A 17,312-nucleotide genomic window follows, 5' to 3' on the forward strand; every position below is an offset into this window, starting at 1 on the left:
AAGCGAGACAACAAAAAGGGCTGGATTCAGATTACACTGAAGTCACTGAGTGAATGAGTAACGGAATGGCCAGCTCCGCCGAAGTCCGCGATCCGTGGAACCCCGTCAAGGCGTTCCAGGTCGGTTCGGCCTGACTGCGCAACAGCACCGCGGAGTCCCTCATCGCCACGACGACGTCCCCGATCCGGTCGGCCGCCAGCGGACTGACCGGCCCGAACCACCCGGCGTCCACGGCCTCCTCGCGGGTCAGCACCTCGGCCCGGTCGCCGAGGAACTCCCGCCACACGGACAGCACCTCGTCGCTCTGGGTGTGCAGGTACCGCACCCGCGGCTCACCGGTGATCACCCGGACCCCCTGCCACAGCAGCGGTTCGGTGTCGAAGTCGATCCGCTCGCCCGCGGTGACCATGCCGTGGTCCGCCGTGACGGCGAGCAGCGAGCCGGACGGCAGGCGCGCGGCGATCCGGGCGGCCAGCGAGTCCACGAACTCCAGCTGCAGCAACCACTCCTCGGAGCCCGGCCCGTAGAAGTGCCCGATCGTGTCGAGATCGGCGTGGTAGGCGTAGCAGAACGACCGGTCCTGCCGGACCGCCGCCACCGCGCCCAGCGCCAGGTCGCCGAACCCGGCGGCGCCGCGGAACCACGAGCCGCGCAGCACCGCCCTCGTCAGCCCGGACGAACGCTGGAGCATCGGCGCGACCGTGCTGACCGCGACCCCGACCGCCGACGCGCGTTCGAACAGCGTCGGGTGCGGCTGCACGACCTCGGGCACGAGCGACTTGCGCAGGTCGTGGTCGCGTTCACTCGCCCTGGTCCAGGTCAGCGAGTTGAGCACCTCGTCCCCGACCGCGAACGTGTAGCCGACGATGCCGTGCTCCCCCGACTGCAGCCCGGTGCCGATCGAGGCGAGGCTCGTGGCCGTCGACGACGGGAAGCCCGCGGAGATGCGCCGATCGGACAACGACGACAGGAACGGCGCGTGCGAGGCGTGCGCGCGCAGCTGCTCGTGCCCCAGACCGTCGACGAGCAGCAGGACGACACGCCGGGCCGGTGGCAGGCCGAGCGTGTTGTCGGCACCCGGTACGTCCAGGCCCGACAGCAGTGAGGGGACGACCTCGGCGATGGTCATGAAGGACACCGTGCCACGTCGAATCGGACAACGGGCAGAATGGCGCGCTGTGACAACGCTCATCCACCAGAAGATCGCTGACGAGCTCGGAGTGGCCGCAGGCCAGGTCGGCTCTGCTGTCGAACTGCTCGACGGTGGCGCGACCGTCCCGTTCGTCGCCCGCTACCGCAAGGAGGCGACCGGCGGTCTCGACGACGCCCAGCTGCGCACGCTCGAGGAACGCCTCGGGTACCTGCGCGAACTGGAAGAGCGCCGCGCGGCCGTCATCAACTCCATCCGCGAGCAGGGCAAGCTGAACGACGCCCTCGAAGCCCAGATCCTCGCCGCCGAATCGAAGGCGCGGCTCGAGGACCTCTACCTGCCGTACAAGCAGAAGCGCCGCACGAAGGCCCAGATCGCGAAGGAGGCCGGTCTCGAACCGCTGGCCGACGCACTTCTGGGTGATCCTGGCCTGAACCCGCAGGAGGAGGCCGCCAAGTTCGTCGACCCGGCCAAGGAGGTCGCGGACGCCGCGGCCGCCCTGCAGGGCGCGCGGGCCATCCTGGTCGAGCGCTTCGGCGAGGACGGCGACCTGATCGGCGACCTGCGCGAGCAGATGTGGACGCGCGGCCGCGTCGTCTCCAAGGTCCGCGAGGGCAAGGAGACCGACGGCGCCAAGTTCTCGGACTACTTCGAGTTCGACGAGCCGTTCGCGAAGCTGCCGTCGCACCGCATCCTGGCGCTGTTCCGCGGCGAGAAGGAGGAGGTACTCGACCTCGTCCTGGAGCCGGAGGAGCCGCGTGAGGAGGGCCCCTCGACGTTCGAGGTGCGCATCGCCTCGAGGTTCGGCATCGACGACCAGGGCCGTCCCGGCGACAAGTGGCTCACCGACACCGTCCGCTGGGCGTGGCGCACGCGGATCCTCGTGCACCTCGGCATCGACCTGCGCGGCCGGCTGCGGAGCTTCGCCGAGGACGAGGCCGTGAAGGTGTTCGCCTCGAACCTGCGCGACCTGCTGCTGGCCGCCCCGGCCGGCACGCGCGCCACGATGGGTCTCGACCCCGGCTACCGCACCGGTGTGAAGGTCGCGATCGTCGACGCCACCGGCAAGGTGGTCGCGCACGGCGTCATCCAGCCGCACGTGCCCGCGAACCGCTGGGACGAGTCGATCGCGAAGCTCGCCGCGTGGTCCAAGCAGTACGACGTCGACCTGATCGCGATCGGCAACGGCACGGCGTCGCGCGAGACCGACAAGCTGGCCGCCGACCTGATCAAGCGCCACCCCGAGCTGAACCTCACCAAGATCGTGGTGTCGGAGGCGGGCGCGTCGGTGTACTCGGCGTCGGCCTACGCGTCGTCCGAGCTGCCTGGTCTCGACGTGTCGATCCGCGGCGCCGTCTCGATCGCACGGCGCCTGCAGGACCCGCTGGCCGAGCTCGTGAAGATCGACCCGAAGTCGATCGGCGTCGGCCAGTACCAGCACGACCTGGCGGAATCCAAGCTGTCGCGCTCGCTCGACGCGGTGGTCGAGGACTGCGTGAACGCGGTCGGCGTGGACCTCAACACGGCGTCCGTGCCGCTGCTGAGCCGCGTCTCCGGCATCACCGCCGGTCTCGCGGAGAACATCGTGCTGCACCGCGACTCCAACGGTCCGTTCAAGTCCCGCAAGGCGTTGATGAACGTCGCGCGGCTCGGCCCGAAGGCGTTCGAGCAGTGCGCGGGCTTCCTCAAGATCCGCGGGGGCGACGAGCCGCTCGACGCGTCCTCGGTGCACCCCGAGGCGTACCCGGTCGTGCGCCGGATCCAGGAGGCCGCCGGTGCCGAGCTGATCGGCAACACGGCGGTGCTGACGAAGGTGCGGCCCGAGCAGTTCGTGGACGAGCAGTTCGGTCTGCCGACCGTCACGGACATCCTCCGCGAACTGGAGAAGCCCGGCCGCGACCCGCGCCCTGCGTTCAAGACGGCGACCTTCGCGGACGGCGTCGAGAAGATCGCCGACCTCACCCCCGGCATGGTGCTGGAGGGCGTCGTGACGAACGTGGCCGCGTTCGGCGCGTTCGTCGACATCGGCGTGCACCAGGACGGTCTCGTGCACATCTCGGCCCTGTCCAACACCTACGTGAAGGACCCGCGCGACGTCGTGAAGTCCGGTGACGTGGTGCGGGTGAAGGTGCTGGAGGTCGACGAGGCCCGCAAGCGCATCGGCCTGACGCTGCGCCTGACCGACGAGCCGGGCAAGCCCGCTCCGAAGCAGCAGGGCGGCGGTGGCCGTGACCGCGGCGGCCGCCCGCAGCAGCGTGGCGGGCAGCAGCAGCGTGGGGGCCAGCAGCGCGGCGCCTCGACGCCGCCCGCGAGCGGTTCGATGGCGGACGCGCTCCGCAAGGCCGGTTTCGGCAACAAGTAGATCGACGAGAAACGGCCCCTCCCGGTGTGGGAGGGGCCGTTTCTCATTTGGTGGCTATTTGGCCCTGGTGCCCTTGGCCTTCACGAGCTCGGACTCGAACAGTTCCTCGACGGTCGTGAGACCGCCGGGCACCTTCGAGTCGACCTTGGTGATGTACGACTGCGTGGCGGACGGCCTGCCGACGAGCGAGTAGTGCAACGCGCTGGTCAGGCCCTGGGTGTCCAGGCCGTTGGTGCTGTGGAACGCGTCCAGCACGCCGTCACGCGTGAGGTCGCCCTTCTCGCAGGCCTTCTCGATGACCGAGAGGAACACCTTCGCGACGGTGTAGCCGTGGTCGACGTAGATCGCGGGCTTGTCGTTCGGGTAGTACTTGTTGAACGCGGCCGCGACCTCGCGCGGGCCGGGCTGGCTGCCGGTGAACGGCGCCACCGACGTCACCACGGACACCTGCTTCTCCACGGCCGGGCCGACCGGCGAGTCGAGGATCGCGGTGTCGAAGCCGACCACGTTGACCATGAACGGCACCTCCCACTTCAGCGCCGCGGCCACACCGACGGCGGCGGCGGTCTGGGCGGGGGTGGTGCTGAGCACGACGGCCTTGGCGCCCGCGGCCTTCAGGGCGGCGATCTGCTGGGAGAGGTCCGCGGCGGTCTCGCTGATCGGCTGCTCGACGATCTTCATGTTCCACTGCGTGCCGACGAACCGGCTGCCCTCGACGGCGTTGTCGCCGTAGCTGCCCTTGGCGTAGACGTGGCCGACGGTGTCCCCGTCCTTGATCACGCCCTTGCGCTTGTAGTGGTCGAGCCCGTTGATGACGTCGAGGTCGTACGTGGTGCCGACGATCATCATGTGCGGGTTGCCGAGCAGCGACGCGGCCCACGAGGCGGGCGCGGTCAGTGTGCGGGTCTGCATGATGTCGGGCTCGATCGCGGCGGTCATCGGCGTGCCCGCGAGTTCCAGCAGGCCGAGGACCTGAGGTTCGAGGTCGAAGTACGCGTCGAGCGCCTTCTGCACGTCGTACGCGTGGTCCTTCTGCTTGAGCTCGACCCTGCGCCCGCAGATCCCACCGCGGTCGTTGACCTGCTTCAGGTAGAGCTCGTAGCCCTTCATGCGGGTGAGAGCGGAGGCTTTGAACGGACCCGTCATGTCAGTGAGGATGCCGAGCGAGATCGTGTCGTCGGTAACGCCCGGCCCGGTCTTGACCTGGGCCTTTTCGGTCTCAGCACCGCAGCCGGCCGCGAGGACGGCGAGTGCCAAGGCTGCGGTGGGCAGTACACGGCGGAGGGGCATGCAGCAGTCCTTGTCCAAATGATCTCGGCATACTAAGCGGTAGCTCAGTATTGGGCGGGGATCCGATTAATGGCCCCTTATGTGCTACGGAACACAGACTCGTAAGGTTCATGTGACTACCGCTCGACTACGGAGTGTGCTAGCTCTTCGGTGCCGAACGAAATGAGATACGCGTGATCGGCCACATTCCGGGGTATCCACGGATGTGAAAAACGTCGTCACGGGTGGGTCCGGGAACGTCGGCACCGCGCCGCGCCGCCATTTGCCGTCCGAGGACGACCAAGTGGACGTGCGCGGACTGTCATCACCGAAAAACGCCTTCCGAAGTGCCGATGCGCACCACACGAGCACGGGGACAACTGGGATGGTGGCCCGAACACGACGCGCGTGATGTGCTGCGTGAGGTGATCACCGCAATGGGAGGACGTGCGTGAACGAGGTTGACGCGGTCGTCATCGGCTCCGGCCCGAACGGGCTGGTCGCCGCGACCCTGCTGGCGGACGCGGGCTGGGACGTGCTCGTCCTGGAGCAGCGCGACACACCCGGCGGTGCCGTGACATCGGCGGAGCTGACCGCTCCCGGCTTCACGAACGACGTCTACAGCGCGTTCTACCCCCTCGGTCTCGGCTCGCCGGTCATCGGCGCGTTGAACCTCGACGTGCAGTGGGAGCACGCACCTGCCGTGCTGGCCCACGTGCTGCCGGACGACCGGGTCGCGCTCCTCTCCCGTGACGTCGACGTCACCGCGAAGTCCGTCGGCACGTTCGCCCATTCCGACGCCGAGGCCTGGCAGGCCGAGTACGCGCGCTGGCGCAAGGTCCGCGACGGCGTGCTGGGCGGCTTGCTGCGCCCGTTCCCGCCCGTGCGCGGCGGGGTCTCGTTGCTGCGCACGCTCGGTCTCGGCGACACGCTGCGGCTGACGCGACTGCTGACCCAGCCCGTGCGGCGGCTCGGCGAGGAGCTCTTCGCCGGGGAGGGCGCCCGGTTGTTGCTGGCGGGCAACACGATGCACTCCGACCTCGGCCCCGACCAGGCCGGTGGCGCGGGCTTCGGCTGGCTGCTCGCGATGCTCGCCCAGGACGTCGGCAACCCCGTGCCGCGCGGCGGTGCGGGCGAGCTGACCGCGTCGCTCGTGCGCCGGTTCGGTGGTCGCGTCGAGACCGGCGCTCGCGTCACCGACGTGCTGCACGCGCGTGGTGTCGCCGTGGGTGTGCGTCTGGCGGATGGTTCCGTCGTGCGCGCACGCCGTGCCGTGCTGGCCGATGTGCCCGCCCCGAGGCTGTATCTGGACCTGATCGGTGGGGACGCGCTACCGGCGAAGCTCGCCGAGGACCTGAAGAGGTTCCAGTGGGACAGCGACACGATCAAGGTCGACTGGGCGCTGTCCGGCCCGATCCCGTGGACCAACCCCGAGGCCGCGCAGGCGGGCACCGTCCACCTCGGCGGCGACGTCAACGGCCTGGCGAACATCGCCCACGAACTGGCGTGCGGCAAGGTGCCGCGCAACCCGTTCATGATCGTGGGCCAGATGACGACGACCGACCCGACCCGCTCCCCCGAGGGCACCGAGGCCGCCTGGGCCTACACGCACGTGCCGCTGGGCGGGAACTGGACGCCGGACCGCCTCAAGCGCCGCGCCGACCGCCTGGAGCTGATGATCGAGGAACGCGCGCCGGGCTTCCGCTCCCGCATCGTCGGACGCTCGGTGCTCGGACCGGACCAGATCGGCTCGGTCAACGGCGGCACGGCGGCGATCCACCAGCAGCTGATCTTCCGGCCCGTCCCCGGACTCGGCCGCGCGGACACCCCGTTCGACCGGCTCTACCTCACGGGTTCGTCGGCGTGGCCGGGCGGCGGTGTGCACGGTGCGGCGGGCGCGAACGCGGCACGGGCGGCGCTGGCGCGGTGGGGTGCGGCCGGCGAGGTGTACAAGACCCTGATCCAGGGGCTGAACAAGGCGATCTACTGAGTGCGGGCGTGCTTGCGGGCGCGGGACGCCCGCAGGTACCCCATCACCAGCGCCTCCAGGTCGGGATGCGTTGTCTCCCAACCGGAAGGCACCGCGCCGCGCACCAGTGCCGTCGTCTGGCGCGGCGTGTGCGACGAGTCGACGACACCGTCCACGTCCAGCTCCAGCCCGGCGGGCCCGACCACGACGTGGTGGTCGTGCAGGATCTCGTCGATGTCGCCGGACACCTGCACGCGGCCCGCGTCCAGCAACAGCAGGTGGTCGCAGACGTCGCCGAGATCGGTGAGCAGGTGTGAGGACAGCAGCACCGTCGTGCCGCGCTCGGCGACCTCGGTCATGACTATCCGCAACGTCTCGTCGCGCGCCAGCGGGTCCAGATCGGACAACGGCTCGTCGAGCAGCAACACCCTGGGAAGCCGGCCGAGTGCCAGCGCGACGGCGACCTGCGTGCGCGCGCCGGCGGACAACGTGCGCACCTTCGCGTCCTTGTCCACTCCCGCAAGGAGATCCAGCACCTCGTCCGCGCGCTCGGACGACCAGCGGTCGTTCATCGCAGCACCCGCCCGCATCAGCTCGCGGACGGTGAACTGGTCGTAGAGCGGCCTTTTCTGGGTCAGCAGCGACACGTCGGGGTGCATCCGCCCGCGCACCTCCGTGCCGTGCACTCTGATCTCACCGCTGGTGGGCTTCGCGAGCCCGGCGATCAGGGACAGCAGGGTGCTCTTGCCCGCGCCGTTCGGTCCGACCAGCCCCGTCACGCTGCCTTCCGGCAACGAGAACGAGCACCCGTCGAGGGCCTTCGTGCGCCCGAAGTGCTTCGCGACGTCGCGAGCCTGCACTGGACCGGTGTTCATCGTGCTCCCACGTCCACAGTGGACATCAGTAGTGCGTGCCCCGCACGTCGGTGTAGATCGCGTCGACCTCGTCGGCCGAGAGCCCCTCGTCCACCGCGCGGTCCATCCACTGCTCCAGGTCCTGCCGCAGCGGCGCGTCCGCCCTGGCCGCGTCGGTGGCGAGCGAGGCCGTGACGAACGTGCCCATGCCCCGCCGCCCCTCCACGAGCCCCTCGTGCTCGAGCTCCCGGTACGCCTTCAGCACGGTGTTGGGGTTGACCCTGGTGGCCTCCACGACCTCCCGTGCCGTCGGCAGCTTGTCGCCGGGCCCGAGCAGGCCCATCCTCATGGCCTGCTTGACCTGTGCGGCGATCTGGAGATAGGTGGACACCCCGGAGTGCCGATCGATGCGAAACTCGATCACGCCGCTCAGCATAGGTGCCCACCCGTCCACCTCCGGTCACACCTGCCTGCGCACGGCCCACACCGCGCCCAGGACGAACAGCACCGCGAACCCCGCGAAGACCGACGCCTCCAGCAGGTGCAGCGTCGTCGCCTGCTCGGCGGGGATGATGTCGGCGTACCGCTGCGCGAGCCCGTTCTCCCGATAGCAGGTGTCCCAGTCCGGGATCTTCTGCGCGTCACCCTTGGCGGCGCAGTTCATCATCGGCGTCGGATCGGCGACGACGGCGCCCTTGGCGTCCAGGAAGCCCGACCGCACCACGAGCGGATTGCCGGGGAGGACGCGGTTGTCGTCCAGGTCGTTCGTGATCAGGCGGGTCGGCTCGATCAGGAACTCGCGCGCCCCGCCGACCACGACCCGTGCCGCGATGAACAGGCCGAGCGTCAGCGTCATCGCCACGAGCGTCCGCTTGAACAGCGCGCCCGCGACCATGCCGAGCGTGTAGGCGAAGATCGTGTAGGCGATCGGCGACACGCCCTGCGACTCGAAGGTCGTGAAGTAGAACTCGCCCGTCGACAGCGGCCCGAGATGACCGGCCACCTCCAGCCAGCTCTGCACGGCGAACTGGTAGACGGCCACCACGACCAGCGCGGGCACGGCCGCGACGAGGAACTTGGTCACCATCCAGCGCGTGCGGCTGACCGACTGCGTGAACGCCAGCGTGTGCGTGCCCTGCTCGAACTCCCGCGCGAACAACGGCGCGCCGACGAAGACACCGATCACCGCGGGCGCGGCGATCACCGTGCCCTGAGCGACGTGCAGCTTGTCGAACCAGGCGTCCTGGAAGTCGTCGGCGGCCTTCACCCGGCAGGCCTCGAAACCCTTCACGACGCAGTCCGCGAGGTTGCCCGCCGCGACGTCCGCGACCATTCCCGCCCGCCACAGCAGGATGGCGGTGACACTGACGACCAGGCCCGCGAAGAGCGTGATGAACACGGGCCGCTGCTGGCGCCACACGACCCACGTCATGCCGCCACCGCCGCACGCATGTGGGCGATCGCCAGCCCGCTGAGCGTCCGGTGCTCCGGGTACGCGGCGAGCAGTTCGCTCACCTCGCCCGCCAGCCGCACCCGTCCCTCGGTCAGCAGCACGAGGTGGTCGCACACGTCTTCCAGCTCCGCCAGCACGTGCGAGGACAGCAGCACCGTGATGCCCTGCGTCCGGCACTCGTCGACGAGCGTCCGCAACACGGTCTCGCGCGCCAGCGGGTCGAGGTCGGCGAGCGGCTCGTCCAGCATCAGCAACCGCGGCCGCTTCCCCAGCGCCAGCGCGAGCGCGACCCGCGTCCGCTGACCACCCGACAGCGTCCCCACCTTGGCCGCGAACGGCACCTGCGCCTTCTCGACCAGCTCCGCCGCGTACGCCTGGTCCCAGCCCGGGTTGGCGTTGCGGCCGTACCGCAGCGTCTCGGTGACCGTGAACTGCGGGTACAGCGGCTTGGCCTGCGTCAGGAACGCCACCGACCGGTGCATCCCGCTGCCGTTGGGCACGTCGCCGAACACGGAGATCCGGCCCGTCGTGGGCCGCAGCAGTCCGGTGATCATGCCCATCAGCGTGCTCTTGCCGGCTCCGTTCGGCCCGACGAGCGCGACGATCCGCCCCGCCGGGATCTCCAGCGTGCAGTCGCGCAGCGCCCAGCCCCGTGAGTACTTCTTCCCCAGCTCCTCCGCCAGGACCGGCGGGTGCTCCCTCTGACTCATGGGAGCAACCGTATCACCCTTTCACTAGTTACCTAGTTAAAGGGTGCAGCACGCCCCTTGGCCAGCGCGTTCAGGCGTTGCAGCGTCTCCTTGTTGCGCGGAGCCAGCAGCACGTCCTGCACGACCTTCGGCATGAGGGTCGACGGCCCGCGCACCACCCGCTCGGTCATCCGCACCTCGGTGAGCGACTCCGAGCGCGGGTGCAGGGTGAACGTGATCCGCGCGGCGCCCGCCGGCCACAGCCGTGCGTCCAGTTCCAGCAGCCTGTTCGGCTCGCACCGGACCACCCCGGTGGTGTCCTCGATGACCAGCGGCCACGGCCCCACGCTGTGGTGGATGCGCGTCTCCGGCTCGGGCCACCCCTTGTCCACGGCGCGGATGTGCGACGCGCCCACCACCCAGCCCGCGTAGGACCAGCCGTCGGCGAGTACCGCCCACACGGCGTCCACGGGTGCTTCGACGTTCAGCGAAACCTCGGCCATGCAGCCGGTGTACCCCGTGGGCTAGGACGCAATCCGGCGCGTGCGGCGGCTTTCCGCCCTGCGCTGCAGGTGGTCGGCCGTCAACTCCAGTTCGTACGCCCGCAGGGCCTGGTAACGCGGCGAGACGCGGAGCGCGAACGTCCCGCTGAGCCGTTCGATCGCCGACGCCGAGCGGTCGAGCCGCCTCCTCGCCGCGTCCAGGCCACCTGCTCGCAGCATGCGCAGGCAGTTCTCGGCCTCGCAGTTGTACGAGCGGAGCATCAGCGCCGACCAGTCCTCGACGAGCCTGCGCCCGGTCGCGTCCGATCCGTTGTAGGTGACCTGCCCGCCACCCTCGATCGCCGCGCCGGTCTTGATCAGGGTCTTCATCTCGTCGTGGATGAGGTCCAGCTGCGCCTGGTGGTCCGCGGTGGCGTCGGTGCGGAACACCCCTGCCCGTTGCAGGGTCAGTTCGTCCTTCAACGGCTGCAGTTCGGCGCGAGCGTTCGAGATCCGGTGCCGCAGCGCTACGAGTTCGGCACCGGCCCGGTCGACCTCCTCCAGCACGTCGGTCCGCGCTGCCTGGGCGTCACCGATCCGGGAGAGGAGTTCCTGCAGGCCGACAACGGCCCGCTCCAGCTCAGCGATCCGACGGTCCTTGCGACCGAGCATGCTTACCTCCCCGATCCGCGACGAAAGGCCCATGACCGTTCCATCGCAAGGGGGAATCCGTCGTTATCTACGACGCTATGCACTCACACCATCGAGTGATCCGACAAAACGAACGAACCCTTCGGGGTCCTCGCTCGTGGCGGACTGCTGCAGGATCACGCTGGTGGCACCCGCCGCGGCGACCTGGGCGACCAGGTCCGTCACGAACGCGCGGTCCCGCGAGTCCGTCTCCACGTAGACGATCACGGGGTGCTCGCGGGTGGAGCTGATGGCCCGGACGCGGTCCAGGTCGGCCGACGCGTCGAGGATCGTGCCGTCGCCCACCTCGCCCGCGAGGTCCAGGGTCTTCAGGCCGAGCCCGCCCACGTAGATCGGCATCGGCGCGGCCGGCGGCCAGTCCAGCGCCACGCCGGTCAGCTTCACGTACCGGCCCTCGACGGTGACGCGCTCGCCGGCCAGCAGCGCCTTCAACGCGTCGGTGTACTCGCGCAGCAACGTCAACGGGGACGCCACCCGCGCGCCGACCTGCCCCATCCAGTCCTGCACGCCGTGCCCGACGCCGATCGACACGCGGCCGGGGAACAACCGGTCGAGCGTCGCGGCCTCCATGGCGGTGATCGCCACGTTGCGCAACGGCACCGGCAGCAGTCCGACGCCGACCTTCAGCCGCGAGGTCCAGGCCAGGGCGGCGGAGGCGCAGGCGATGCCGCTCTCCAGGAAGCAGTCCTCCCACAGCCACAACGAGTCCACACCGGACTCCTCGGCCGCGAGGACGACGGATCGCAGGTTCTCGGGAGGGAGCTGGGGCCGGTAGACAGCGCCGAGTGTGGTCACCCGTCCACTACTACCGGCTCGCCCCTATTTCAACAAGCACAGCACTTCAGCAACCGCCTCAGCACCCGCAGTTGTGGTACGTGACGTCCCAGTGGTTCGACTCGAGGTAGTAGATGTTGCCCGCGTTCGACTTCCACTTGTTGCCACCGATGGACGAGAAGCTGCCCTTGATGTAGTTCGTGACGCAGCTGGACAGCCGGTAGTCCACCTTGTACCCGTTCCAGTGCGAGTACGTGCCCGACGCGTGGCCGGTCTCCGTGCCGCCGGTGATGGTCAGCGCACAGCCCGACGCGCTCTTGAACGTCTTGGCGCCGGCGATGGTCGTCTGGTTGATCTGCTCGAACGAGGTGCAGTTCGGCCTGTTGCGGTCACTGCACCCACCGCTCGACGTCCAGCCGATGCCGGCCGCGCGCAACTGCGCGGTCGCCTGCGAGTGCGTGTACTTGGCCGGGGCCGCCGACGCGACGGACGCGCCCATGATCAGAGCGGCGAACATCGCGACCACGGCAGCGATCGTGCGAACGAACATGTGCTCTCTCCTTATGCCCAAGGTGCGGCGGAAGTTAGGGAGAGCCGGTAAAGGAAGGCCTAAATCGGTCTTAGGCCGATCTTTGGCGCCTCAGTGGACAGTTCCGGTCATCACCAACAGCAAGTCGATCGGAGCAACAAGAATGCGCATTCGCCACGCCGTCGCGGCGACCGCGATCTCGCTCGGGCTCCTGGGGGGTCTGAGCGGGATCGCCCAGGCCGCCCCGGAGGGTCCTGCCGAGCAGGAGACCGCCATCTCGCAGGTCCAGGCGGCGGCCGGGTACGGCGGCTCCATCAGCCGTACCGAGGTCATCAAGCGCGCCAAGGACTGGTGGGACCGCAAGGTTCCGTACAGCCAGTCCGCCTACGCCTGGGACATCAACAAGGGCAAGAAGTACCGCACGGACTGCTCGGGATTCGTGTCCATGACGTGGAAGCTCACGACGAGCCGCAACACGGGCAACCTGGACGAGGTCGCCACCAAGATCTCCTGGGCGAACCTCAAGCCGGGCGACATGATCCTGCGCAACGGCCACGTGAAGCTGTTCGAGAAGTGGGCCAACTCGGCGAAGACGTCGGCGTGGATCTACGAAGAGGGCAGCACCTCGACGGACATGGACCACGAGACCGTGACCATCTCCTCGCTCAAGAGCGGTGGCTACGCCCCGTGGAAGTACAAGAAGATCACCGGCTGAGTGCCGGCGGGGCCCATTGAGCCGGCCACTGGTGCACCTCTTCCCTCTCTCTGGTGCCCAGTCGCGTGAACACGCCGGCGGCCTCGCCCCAGGAGCGGTCCGCGCCTTCGACGTCCCCCAGACGGGCGTGGACCGCTCCCAGGTCACGAAGACTCCTGGCCCGCCACAACGGCAGGCTCAGGTCGTTCCACACCGGCATCAGGCCGGTCAGCACGATCCGCGCGCCGGCGAGGTCGCCCGCCGCGAGCCGCCACTCCCCCAGCGTGCGGCGCACGAGGGCCTCACCGAACCGGTCGCCGACGTCACGGCACCCGTCCAGCGCCTGCTGGATCAGGCGTTCGGAAGGTTCGAGAACACCCTTGCGCAGCAACACCTTCGCCCACGCCTGGGCGGTGTAGCAGGCGAGCAGCTCGTCGCCCGTGCCCGCGACCATCTCGTGGGCGCGCCGGATGTGGTCCTCGGCGAGGTCGAGCTCACCGCGGGCGCGGTGGACGAGCCCGATCCCGCGGGCCGCCAGTGCCTCACCCCGCCGGCTGCGGGCCCGCCGGTAGACCCTCTCCGCGAGGCGCAGCGTCTCGAACGCGCCCTCGTCGTCGCCGAGTTCCCGTTTGATGGAGCCGATCCCGTACAGCGCGTGCGCCTCACCCTCGGGATCGTTGGACTCCAGCAGCTCCCGGGCCCGGCCCAAAGCCTCCAGCGCGCACGGGTACTGACCCAGATCGCGGCACACCATGCCGATGCCGTTCATCGCGACGGCCTCACCGCGCTGGTCGCCCAGGTTCACGAACAACGTCTGCGCGGTGTCGAACCACGACCGCGCCTGCGCCAGGTTGTCGCGCTTGTAGTGCATCTGACCGAGGCTGCACCGCAGCACCGCCTCCAGCCGCACGTCCCCTGTTCTCCACACGGCCTCCAGCGCCGCCGTGTGCGTTCGTTCCCAGGCCTCGTAACGGTTCCTGAGCCCGAACCACGCGAACACCAGCACCTCGGCCAGCTGGCACGCGATCTCCGTGAGGTCCAGCTCGGCCGCGCGTTCCACGAGCCTCGTCAGCAACGACTCCTCGCCCGCGAACCAGGCGTCCTTGTCGGTGGGACGCGCCGCCGACGTGACGACGCCCAGCGAGTCCTGCATGCGCGGCACGGCCAGGAAGAGCTGTTCCGTCAAGCCGTCCACAGTGGACAACGCGGCGACGACGGCTCTCCTGACGACGTCCTCGCGTTGCCGCTGCCCGTCCTCGGCCTCGGCGCGCTCGCGGGCGTGCAGCCGCACCAGCTCGTGCATCCGGTACCGCGCGCTGCCGATGACGTCGAGCAGCCGCGCGTCGACGAGCTGGTCGAGCACGTCCTCGTCGAGCAGGTGCGCCCACAGGAAGCTCGGCACCTCGGGCAGCCCGAGGAACCCGAAGATCCGGTACGCGCGCCGGGCGTTCTCGTCGAGGGCCCGGTACGACAGCTCCAGACCGGCCCGCACCGCGAGGTCGTCCGCGACCAGCTCGTCGAGCCGGGACCGTTCGTCGGACAGGCGGCGCACCAGCTTCGACACCGGCCAGTGCGCCCGCCCGGCGAGCCGCGCGCCGGTGATCCGCACCGCGAGCGGCAGGTACCCGCACAGCCGCGCGACCTCCCGCGCCTGGCCGGGTTCCGCGGACACCCGGTCGTCACCGAGGATGCGCCCCAGGAGCGTCACGGCCTCGTCGCCGCTCAGCACGTCCAGCGGGATGCGGCGCACGCCTTCGAGCCCGCACAGCCTGCTGCGGCTGGTGATCAGCGTCAGGCACCCCGGACTGCCCGGCAGCAGCGGCCGGACCTGCGAGACGCTCGTGACGCCGTCCAGCACGATCACCACCCGCCGCCCGCCGACCGTCGCCCGCCAGAGCGCCGCGCGTTCCTCGGCGGACTCGGGGATGCGTTCGCTCGGCACGTCCATGGCGCGCAGCAACGCGTCCAGCGCCCCGGACGGCGAGTGCAGGTCGACGAACAGCTGCCCGTCCGGATACCGGTCGGCGAGCCGATGGGCCGCGTGCACCGCGAGCGCCGACTTGCCGACACCCGCCGGTCCCTCGATCCACCAGACGCCGCCGTCGCTGTCGAGCAGCCGCGAGAGCTCCCGGTCGCGGCCGGTGAAGTCACCCGCGTCGCGCGGCAGGTAGTTGCGGCGGCTGTCCCTCGACCCCTCCAGCACGTCCCGATAGAGCTGCTGCAACTGCTCGCCGGGCTCGACCCCGAGCTCGTCGACGAGCACCTTGCGCGTCTCGCGGAACACCCGCATGGCGTCCGCCCGCCGACCGGCCCGCGCGAGCGCCGTCATGAGCTGCCCGCGCAGCCGTTCGGCCAGCGGGTACTCGGCGACGAACGTCCCGAGCCGGTCGATCAGCCCGGCGTGCCGGCCGAGCGCCAGTTCGGCGTCGACCCACGCCTCGGCGGCCGCGAGCCGTTGCACGTCGAGCGTCTGCGCGAACACCACCGGCGTGCCGCGCCAGAGCTGCAGCGCCCTGTTCAACGTGTCGGCCTTGACCTTGAGGTCGGGCTCGTCACCCGCATCGCTCACGAGCCCGCGGAACGCGTGCAGGTCGACGTTGCCGGGGTCGGAGTTGAGCACGTACCCCGCCGCCCGGTGCTCGACCGGCAGCCCGGCCCGGCGCAGGCTGGAGATGTGCACCTGCAGGGACTTGCGCGCCTGCGGCGGCGGCTCCTCACCCCAGATCAGGTCGATGAGCCGTTCGACGGGCACGATCTTCCCGCATTCCACGGCCAAGACAGCTAGGATCTGCGCGGGCTTCGGCGGCACCGAAGGTTCGACCGGCCCGAGAATCCTGACCTCCACTGTGCCCCCACCAGTGTTGAACATTCACCAAGTTCTGCACGGCATTGCCAAATGCTGACGCAATCCGGCTCACGGGGGTTCCACTTCGGAGTGAATGCACTCGAACGGACGCAGATCTGGATGCAACCAGACCAGGGGCCACTACGTCCAGCCCACTTTCAGTGGGCATGAATGTGAACTTTTGTTTCGTTTCTACAGACTGGCTTTGAGTCGTCCGAACTCTTCAGCCAACGCCGGCAACTGCCAGTGCGCGTTCAACCCGCTCGGATTGGGCAGGATCCACAACCTGGCTCCGCCCACCGTGTCCTGCTGAGCTCCTACCTGCGCTTTCTTGCGTCCGAAAGCCGCCCGGTAGACGGTCACACCGAGTATCGCCAGAACCTTCGGTGAATGATGATCGACCTTTTCGGCGAGTTCGACAGCGCCTTGCCGCATTTCGTCAATTGTTAATTCATCGGCACGCGCACTGGGCCGCGCGACCACGTTCGTGATGCCCAGCCCCAGATCGAGGAGCTTGCGTTGCTCGGCGGGCGCGAACTGAGACGGCGTGAAACCGGACAAATGAAGAGCGGGCCAGAACCGGTTTCCCGGCCGTGCGAAGTGATGCCCGGTGGCCTCCGACACGAGGCCGGGGTTGATACCGCAGAAGAGCACGTCCAGCCCGGGCTTGATCACGTCGAGAATCACGCGGCCGAGCCTACGAGGTGGTCGCCGGCACGCGCGGGCGTGGTGTCCACATCGTGTAGCCGGCGCGGCGGGCGTCCTCCGGCGAGTGGAAGAACGCGTCGCCCTTCATGCGCTTGTAGTACGGCGACTCCGGGGTGTGGAACATCATCGTGCGGGAGTTGGCCTTGATCGCGGGCGCGGCGGCGACCGGCTCCTCCATGATCGACAGAGGTGCCGCGTCCACGACGGCCGAGGGCTCGCGGGAGCGCATCGTCAGCCAGGTCAGCAGGACGCCGGCGAGGAACGCGCCCGCGCACAGCAGGAACATCTGGAAGAAGAACCCGAACACCGAACAGCTCCTAGCCCGTAGTCGTGAAGTCCTCGTCGACGCGCAGTCCGGGGGCGGCCGTGCGCAGGGCGTCGCTGAGCGAGCCCGCGCGCTCCGGGTCCGCGACGCGCGCCGACGCGGTCAGGTGTCCCTCGTGGACGACACCGGTGAAGTCGGTGACGCCCCGGTCGAGCACCGCGCCGAGCAGCCGGGCGGCCACGGCGGGCGGGACGGGCAGGCGTTCACCCGTGCCGGGCGTGATCAGGTCGGTGATCCGGTGGGCGGCGCTGAGCGCGCGCACGGCGTCCACGACCTCCTGGCGTTCGCGCGCGGACCCCGCGGTGCCCGCCAGCACGATCTCCGACGACCGCACCGCGAACACCAGCTGACCGGGCGGCACGGCGGGTGCGGGATGCGCCGCCAGCCCCACGGAGGCGAGCGTGGCCGGTACGACGATTGCGCCGACGACAACGCGTTGCAGCAACTGCACGCGCTTGGACTATCCCATCGGGCCGATCGGGTGCCACCGTCTCGACC

17 protein-coding genes are annotated in these 17,312 nt (G+C 69.6%); 3 read left to right on the top strand and 14 right to left on the bottom strand.

Features of this window, described 5'->3' with window-relative positions; all coding sequences use genetic code 11:
* Positions 1-31 precede the first annotated feature (31 nt).
* Positions 32-1,129, bottom strand: coding sequence for an alkaline phosphatase family protein (locus PV646_RS38490; protein ID WP_500347352.1), 1,098 nt, complete (start codon positions 1,127-1,129; stop codon positions 32-34).
* A 49-nt stretch (positions 1,130-1,178) separates the two neighbouring features.
* Between PV646_RS38490 and PV646_RS38495 the strand changes: the two genes are divergently transcribed.
* Positions 1,179-3,512: a Tex family protein gene (locus tag PV646_RS38495; protein ID WP_500347354.1), complete on the top strand. Its 2,334-nt coding sequence runs from the start codon at positions 1,179-1,181 to the stop codon at positions 3,510-3,512.
* Positions 3,513-3,566: 54 nt separating this feature from the next.
* Here the strand turns inward: PV646_RS38495 and PV646_RS38500 are convergent, their stop codons facing one another.
* A complete protein-coding gene (locus tag PV646_RS38500) occupies positions 3,567-4,802 on the bottom strand; it encodes an ABC transporter substrate-binding protein (RefSeq protein WP_500347356.1) in 1,236 nt (411 codons plus the stop codon).
* Between the two features lie 430 nt (positions 4,803-5,232).
* On the opposite strand from PV646_RS38500, the gene PV646_RS38505 reads away from it, so the two are divergent.
* Entirely contained in the window at positions 5,233-6,771 is a 1,539-nt protein-coding gene (locus PV646_RS38505; RefSeq protein ID WP_500347358.1) for a phytoene desaturase family protein, read from the top strand.
* On the opposite strand, the gene PV646_RS38510 is transcribed toward PV646_RS38505, so the two are convergent.
* From PV646_RS38510 to PV646_RS38545, 8 genes are all read right to left on the bottom strand, one after another.
* Positions 6,765-7,625 (bottom strand): ABC transporter ATP-binding protein, encoded by an 861-nt coding sequence (locus tag PV646_RS38510; RefSeq protein ID WP_500347359.1) that lies wholly within the window; start codon positions 7,623-7,625, stop codon positions 6,765-6,767. The two genes, PV646_RS38505 and PV646_RS38510, sit on opposite strands and share 7 nt — an antisense overlap.
* Positions 7,626-7,650: 25 nt before the next feature.
* Positions 7,651-8,028: a GntR family transcriptional regulator gene (locus tag PV646_RS38515; RefSeq protein ID WP_500347360.1), complete on the bottom strand. Its 378-nt coding sequence runs from the start codon at positions 8,026-8,028 to the stop codon at positions 7,651-7,653.
* Positions 8,029-8,064: 36 nt separating this feature from the next.
* Positions 8,065-9,036 carry an ABC-2 membrane transporter-related protein gene (locus PV646_RS38520; protein ID WP_500347362.1) on the bottom strand — a complete coding sequence of 324 codons (972 nt, stop codon included), beginning with the start codon at positions 9,034-9,036 and terminating at the stop codon, positions 8,065-8,067.
* Complete coding sequence (locus tag PV646_RS38525) at positions 9,033-9,767, bottom strand: ABC transporter ATP-binding protein (protein WP_500347363.1); 735 nt, start codon at positions 9,765-9,767, stop codon at positions 9,033-9,035. The genes PV646_RS38520 and PV646_RS38525 overlap by 4 nt, the downstream gene beginning before the upstream one ends.
* Before the next feature lie 32 nt (positions 9,768-9,799).
* Positions 9,800-10,249, bottom strand: coding sequence for an SRPBCC family protein (locus PV646_RS38530; RefSeq protein ID WP_500347365.1), 450 nt, complete (start codon positions 10,247-10,249; stop codon positions 9,800-9,802).
* 21 nt (positions 10,250-10,270) lie between these two features.
* On the bottom strand, positions 10,271-10,900 hold the full coding sequence (locus tag PV646_RS38535) for an SNIPE associated domain-containing protein (RefSeq protein ID WP_500347366.1): 630 nt from the start codon (positions 10,898-10,900) through the stop codon (positions 10,271-10,273).
* 75 nt (positions 10,901-10,975) lie between these two features.
* A complete protein-coding gene (locus PV646_RS38540) occupies positions 10,976-11,734 on the bottom strand; it encodes an LLM class flavin-dependent oxidoreductase (protein ID WP_500347368.1) in 759 nt (252 codons plus the stop codon).
* A gap of 58 nt (positions 11,735-11,792) precedes the next feature.
* A complete protein-coding gene (locus tag PV646_RS38545) occupies positions 11,793-12,263 on the bottom strand; it encodes a hypothetical protein (protein WP_500347370.1) in 471 nt (156 codons plus the stop codon).
* 142 nt (positions 12,264-12,405) lie between these two features.
* Between PV646_RS38545 and PV646_RS38550 the strand changes: the two genes are divergently transcribed.
* Complete coding sequence (locus PV646_RS38550; protein ID WP_189155527.1) at positions 12,406-12,957, top strand: NlpC/P60 family protein; 552 nt, start codon at positions 12,406-12,408, stop codon at positions 12,955-12,957.
* On the opposite strand, the gene PV646_RS38555 is transcribed toward PV646_RS38550, so the two are convergent.
* From PV646_RS38555 to PV646_RS38570, 4 genes are all read right to left on the bottom strand, one after another.
* Entirely contained in the window at positions 12,947-15,805 is a 2,859-nt protein-coding gene (locus tag PV646_RS38555) for an AfsR/SARP family transcriptional regulator (protein ID WP_500347372.1), read from the bottom strand. The genes PV646_RS38550 and PV646_RS38555 overlap by 11 nt on opposite strands.
* 168 nt (positions 15,806-15,973) lie before the next feature.
* Complete coding sequence (gene mug / locus PV646_RS38560) at positions 15,974-16,468, bottom strand: G/U mismatch-specific DNA glycosylase (RefSeq protein ID WP_500347374.1); 495 nt, start codon at positions 16,466-16,468, stop codon at positions 15,974-15,976.
* A 10-nt stretch (positions 16,469-16,478) separates the two neighbouring features.
* Positions 16,479-16,796 carry a sunset domain-containing protein gene (locus PV646_RS38565; protein WP_500347375.1) on the bottom strand — a complete coding sequence of 106 codons (318 nt, stop codon included), beginning with the start codon at positions 16,794-16,796 and terminating at the stop codon, positions 16,479-16,481.
* Positions 16,797-16,806: 10 nt separating this feature from the next.
* Positions 16,807-17,265: a hypothetical protein gene (locus PV646_RS38570; RefSeq protein WP_500347377.1), complete on the bottom strand. Its 459-nt coding sequence runs from the start codon at positions 17,263-17,265 to the stop codon at positions 16,807-16,809.
* Positions 17,266-17,312: the final 47 nt, after the last annotated feature.

It is taken from the genome of Streptomyces sp. ID05-26A (assembly GCF_033794685.1).
Classification (GTDB): Bacteria; Actinomycetota; Actinomycetes; order Mycobacteriales; family Pseudonocardiaceae; genus Lentzea.

Excerpts from the sequence above, each read along its gene's own strand:
- PV646_RS38490 (WP_500347352.1), bottom strand. The coding sequence starts at position 1,129 with ATGACCATCGCCGAGGTCGTCCCCTCACTGCTGTCGGGCCTGGACGTA.
- PV646_RS38500 (WP_500347356.1), bottom strand. The coding sequence starts at position 4,802 with ATGCCCCTCCGCCGTGTACTGCCCACCGCAGCCTTGGCACTCGCCGTC.
- PV646_RS38510 (WP_500347359.1), bottom strand. The coding sequence starts at position 7,625 with ATGAACACCGGTCCAGTGCAGGCTCGCGACGTCGCGAAGCACTTCGGG.
- PV646_RS38520 (WP_500347362.1), bottom strand. The coding sequence starts at position 9,036 with ATGACGTGGGTCGTGTGGCGCCAGCAGCGGCCCGTGTTCATCACGCTC.
- PV646_RS38525 (WP_500347363.1), bottom strand. The coding sequence starts at position 9,767 with ATGAGTCAGAGGGAGCACCCGCCGGTCCTGGCGGAGGAGCTGGGGAAG.
- PV646_RS38530 (WP_500347365.1), bottom strand. The coding sequence starts at position 10,249 with ATGGCCGAGGTTTCGCTGAACGTCGAAGCACCCGTGGACGCCGTGTGG.
- PV646_RS38535 (WP_500347366.1), bottom strand. The coding sequence starts at position 10,900 with ATGCTCGGTCGCAAGGACCGTCGGATCGCTGAGCTGGAGCGGGCCGTT.
- PV646_RS38545 (WP_500347370.1), bottom strand. The coding sequence starts at position 12,263 with ATGTTCGTTCGCACGATCGCTGCCGTGGTCGCGATGTTCGCCGCTCTG.
- PV646_RS38550 (WP_189155527.1), top strand. The coding sequence starts at position 12,406 with ATGCGCATTCGCCACGCCGTCGCGGCGACCGCGATCTCGCTCGGGCTC.
- PV646_RS38555 (WP_500347372.1), bottom strand. The coding sequence starts at position 15,805 with ATGTTCAACACTGGTGGGGGCACAGTGGAGGTCAGGATTCTCGGGCCG.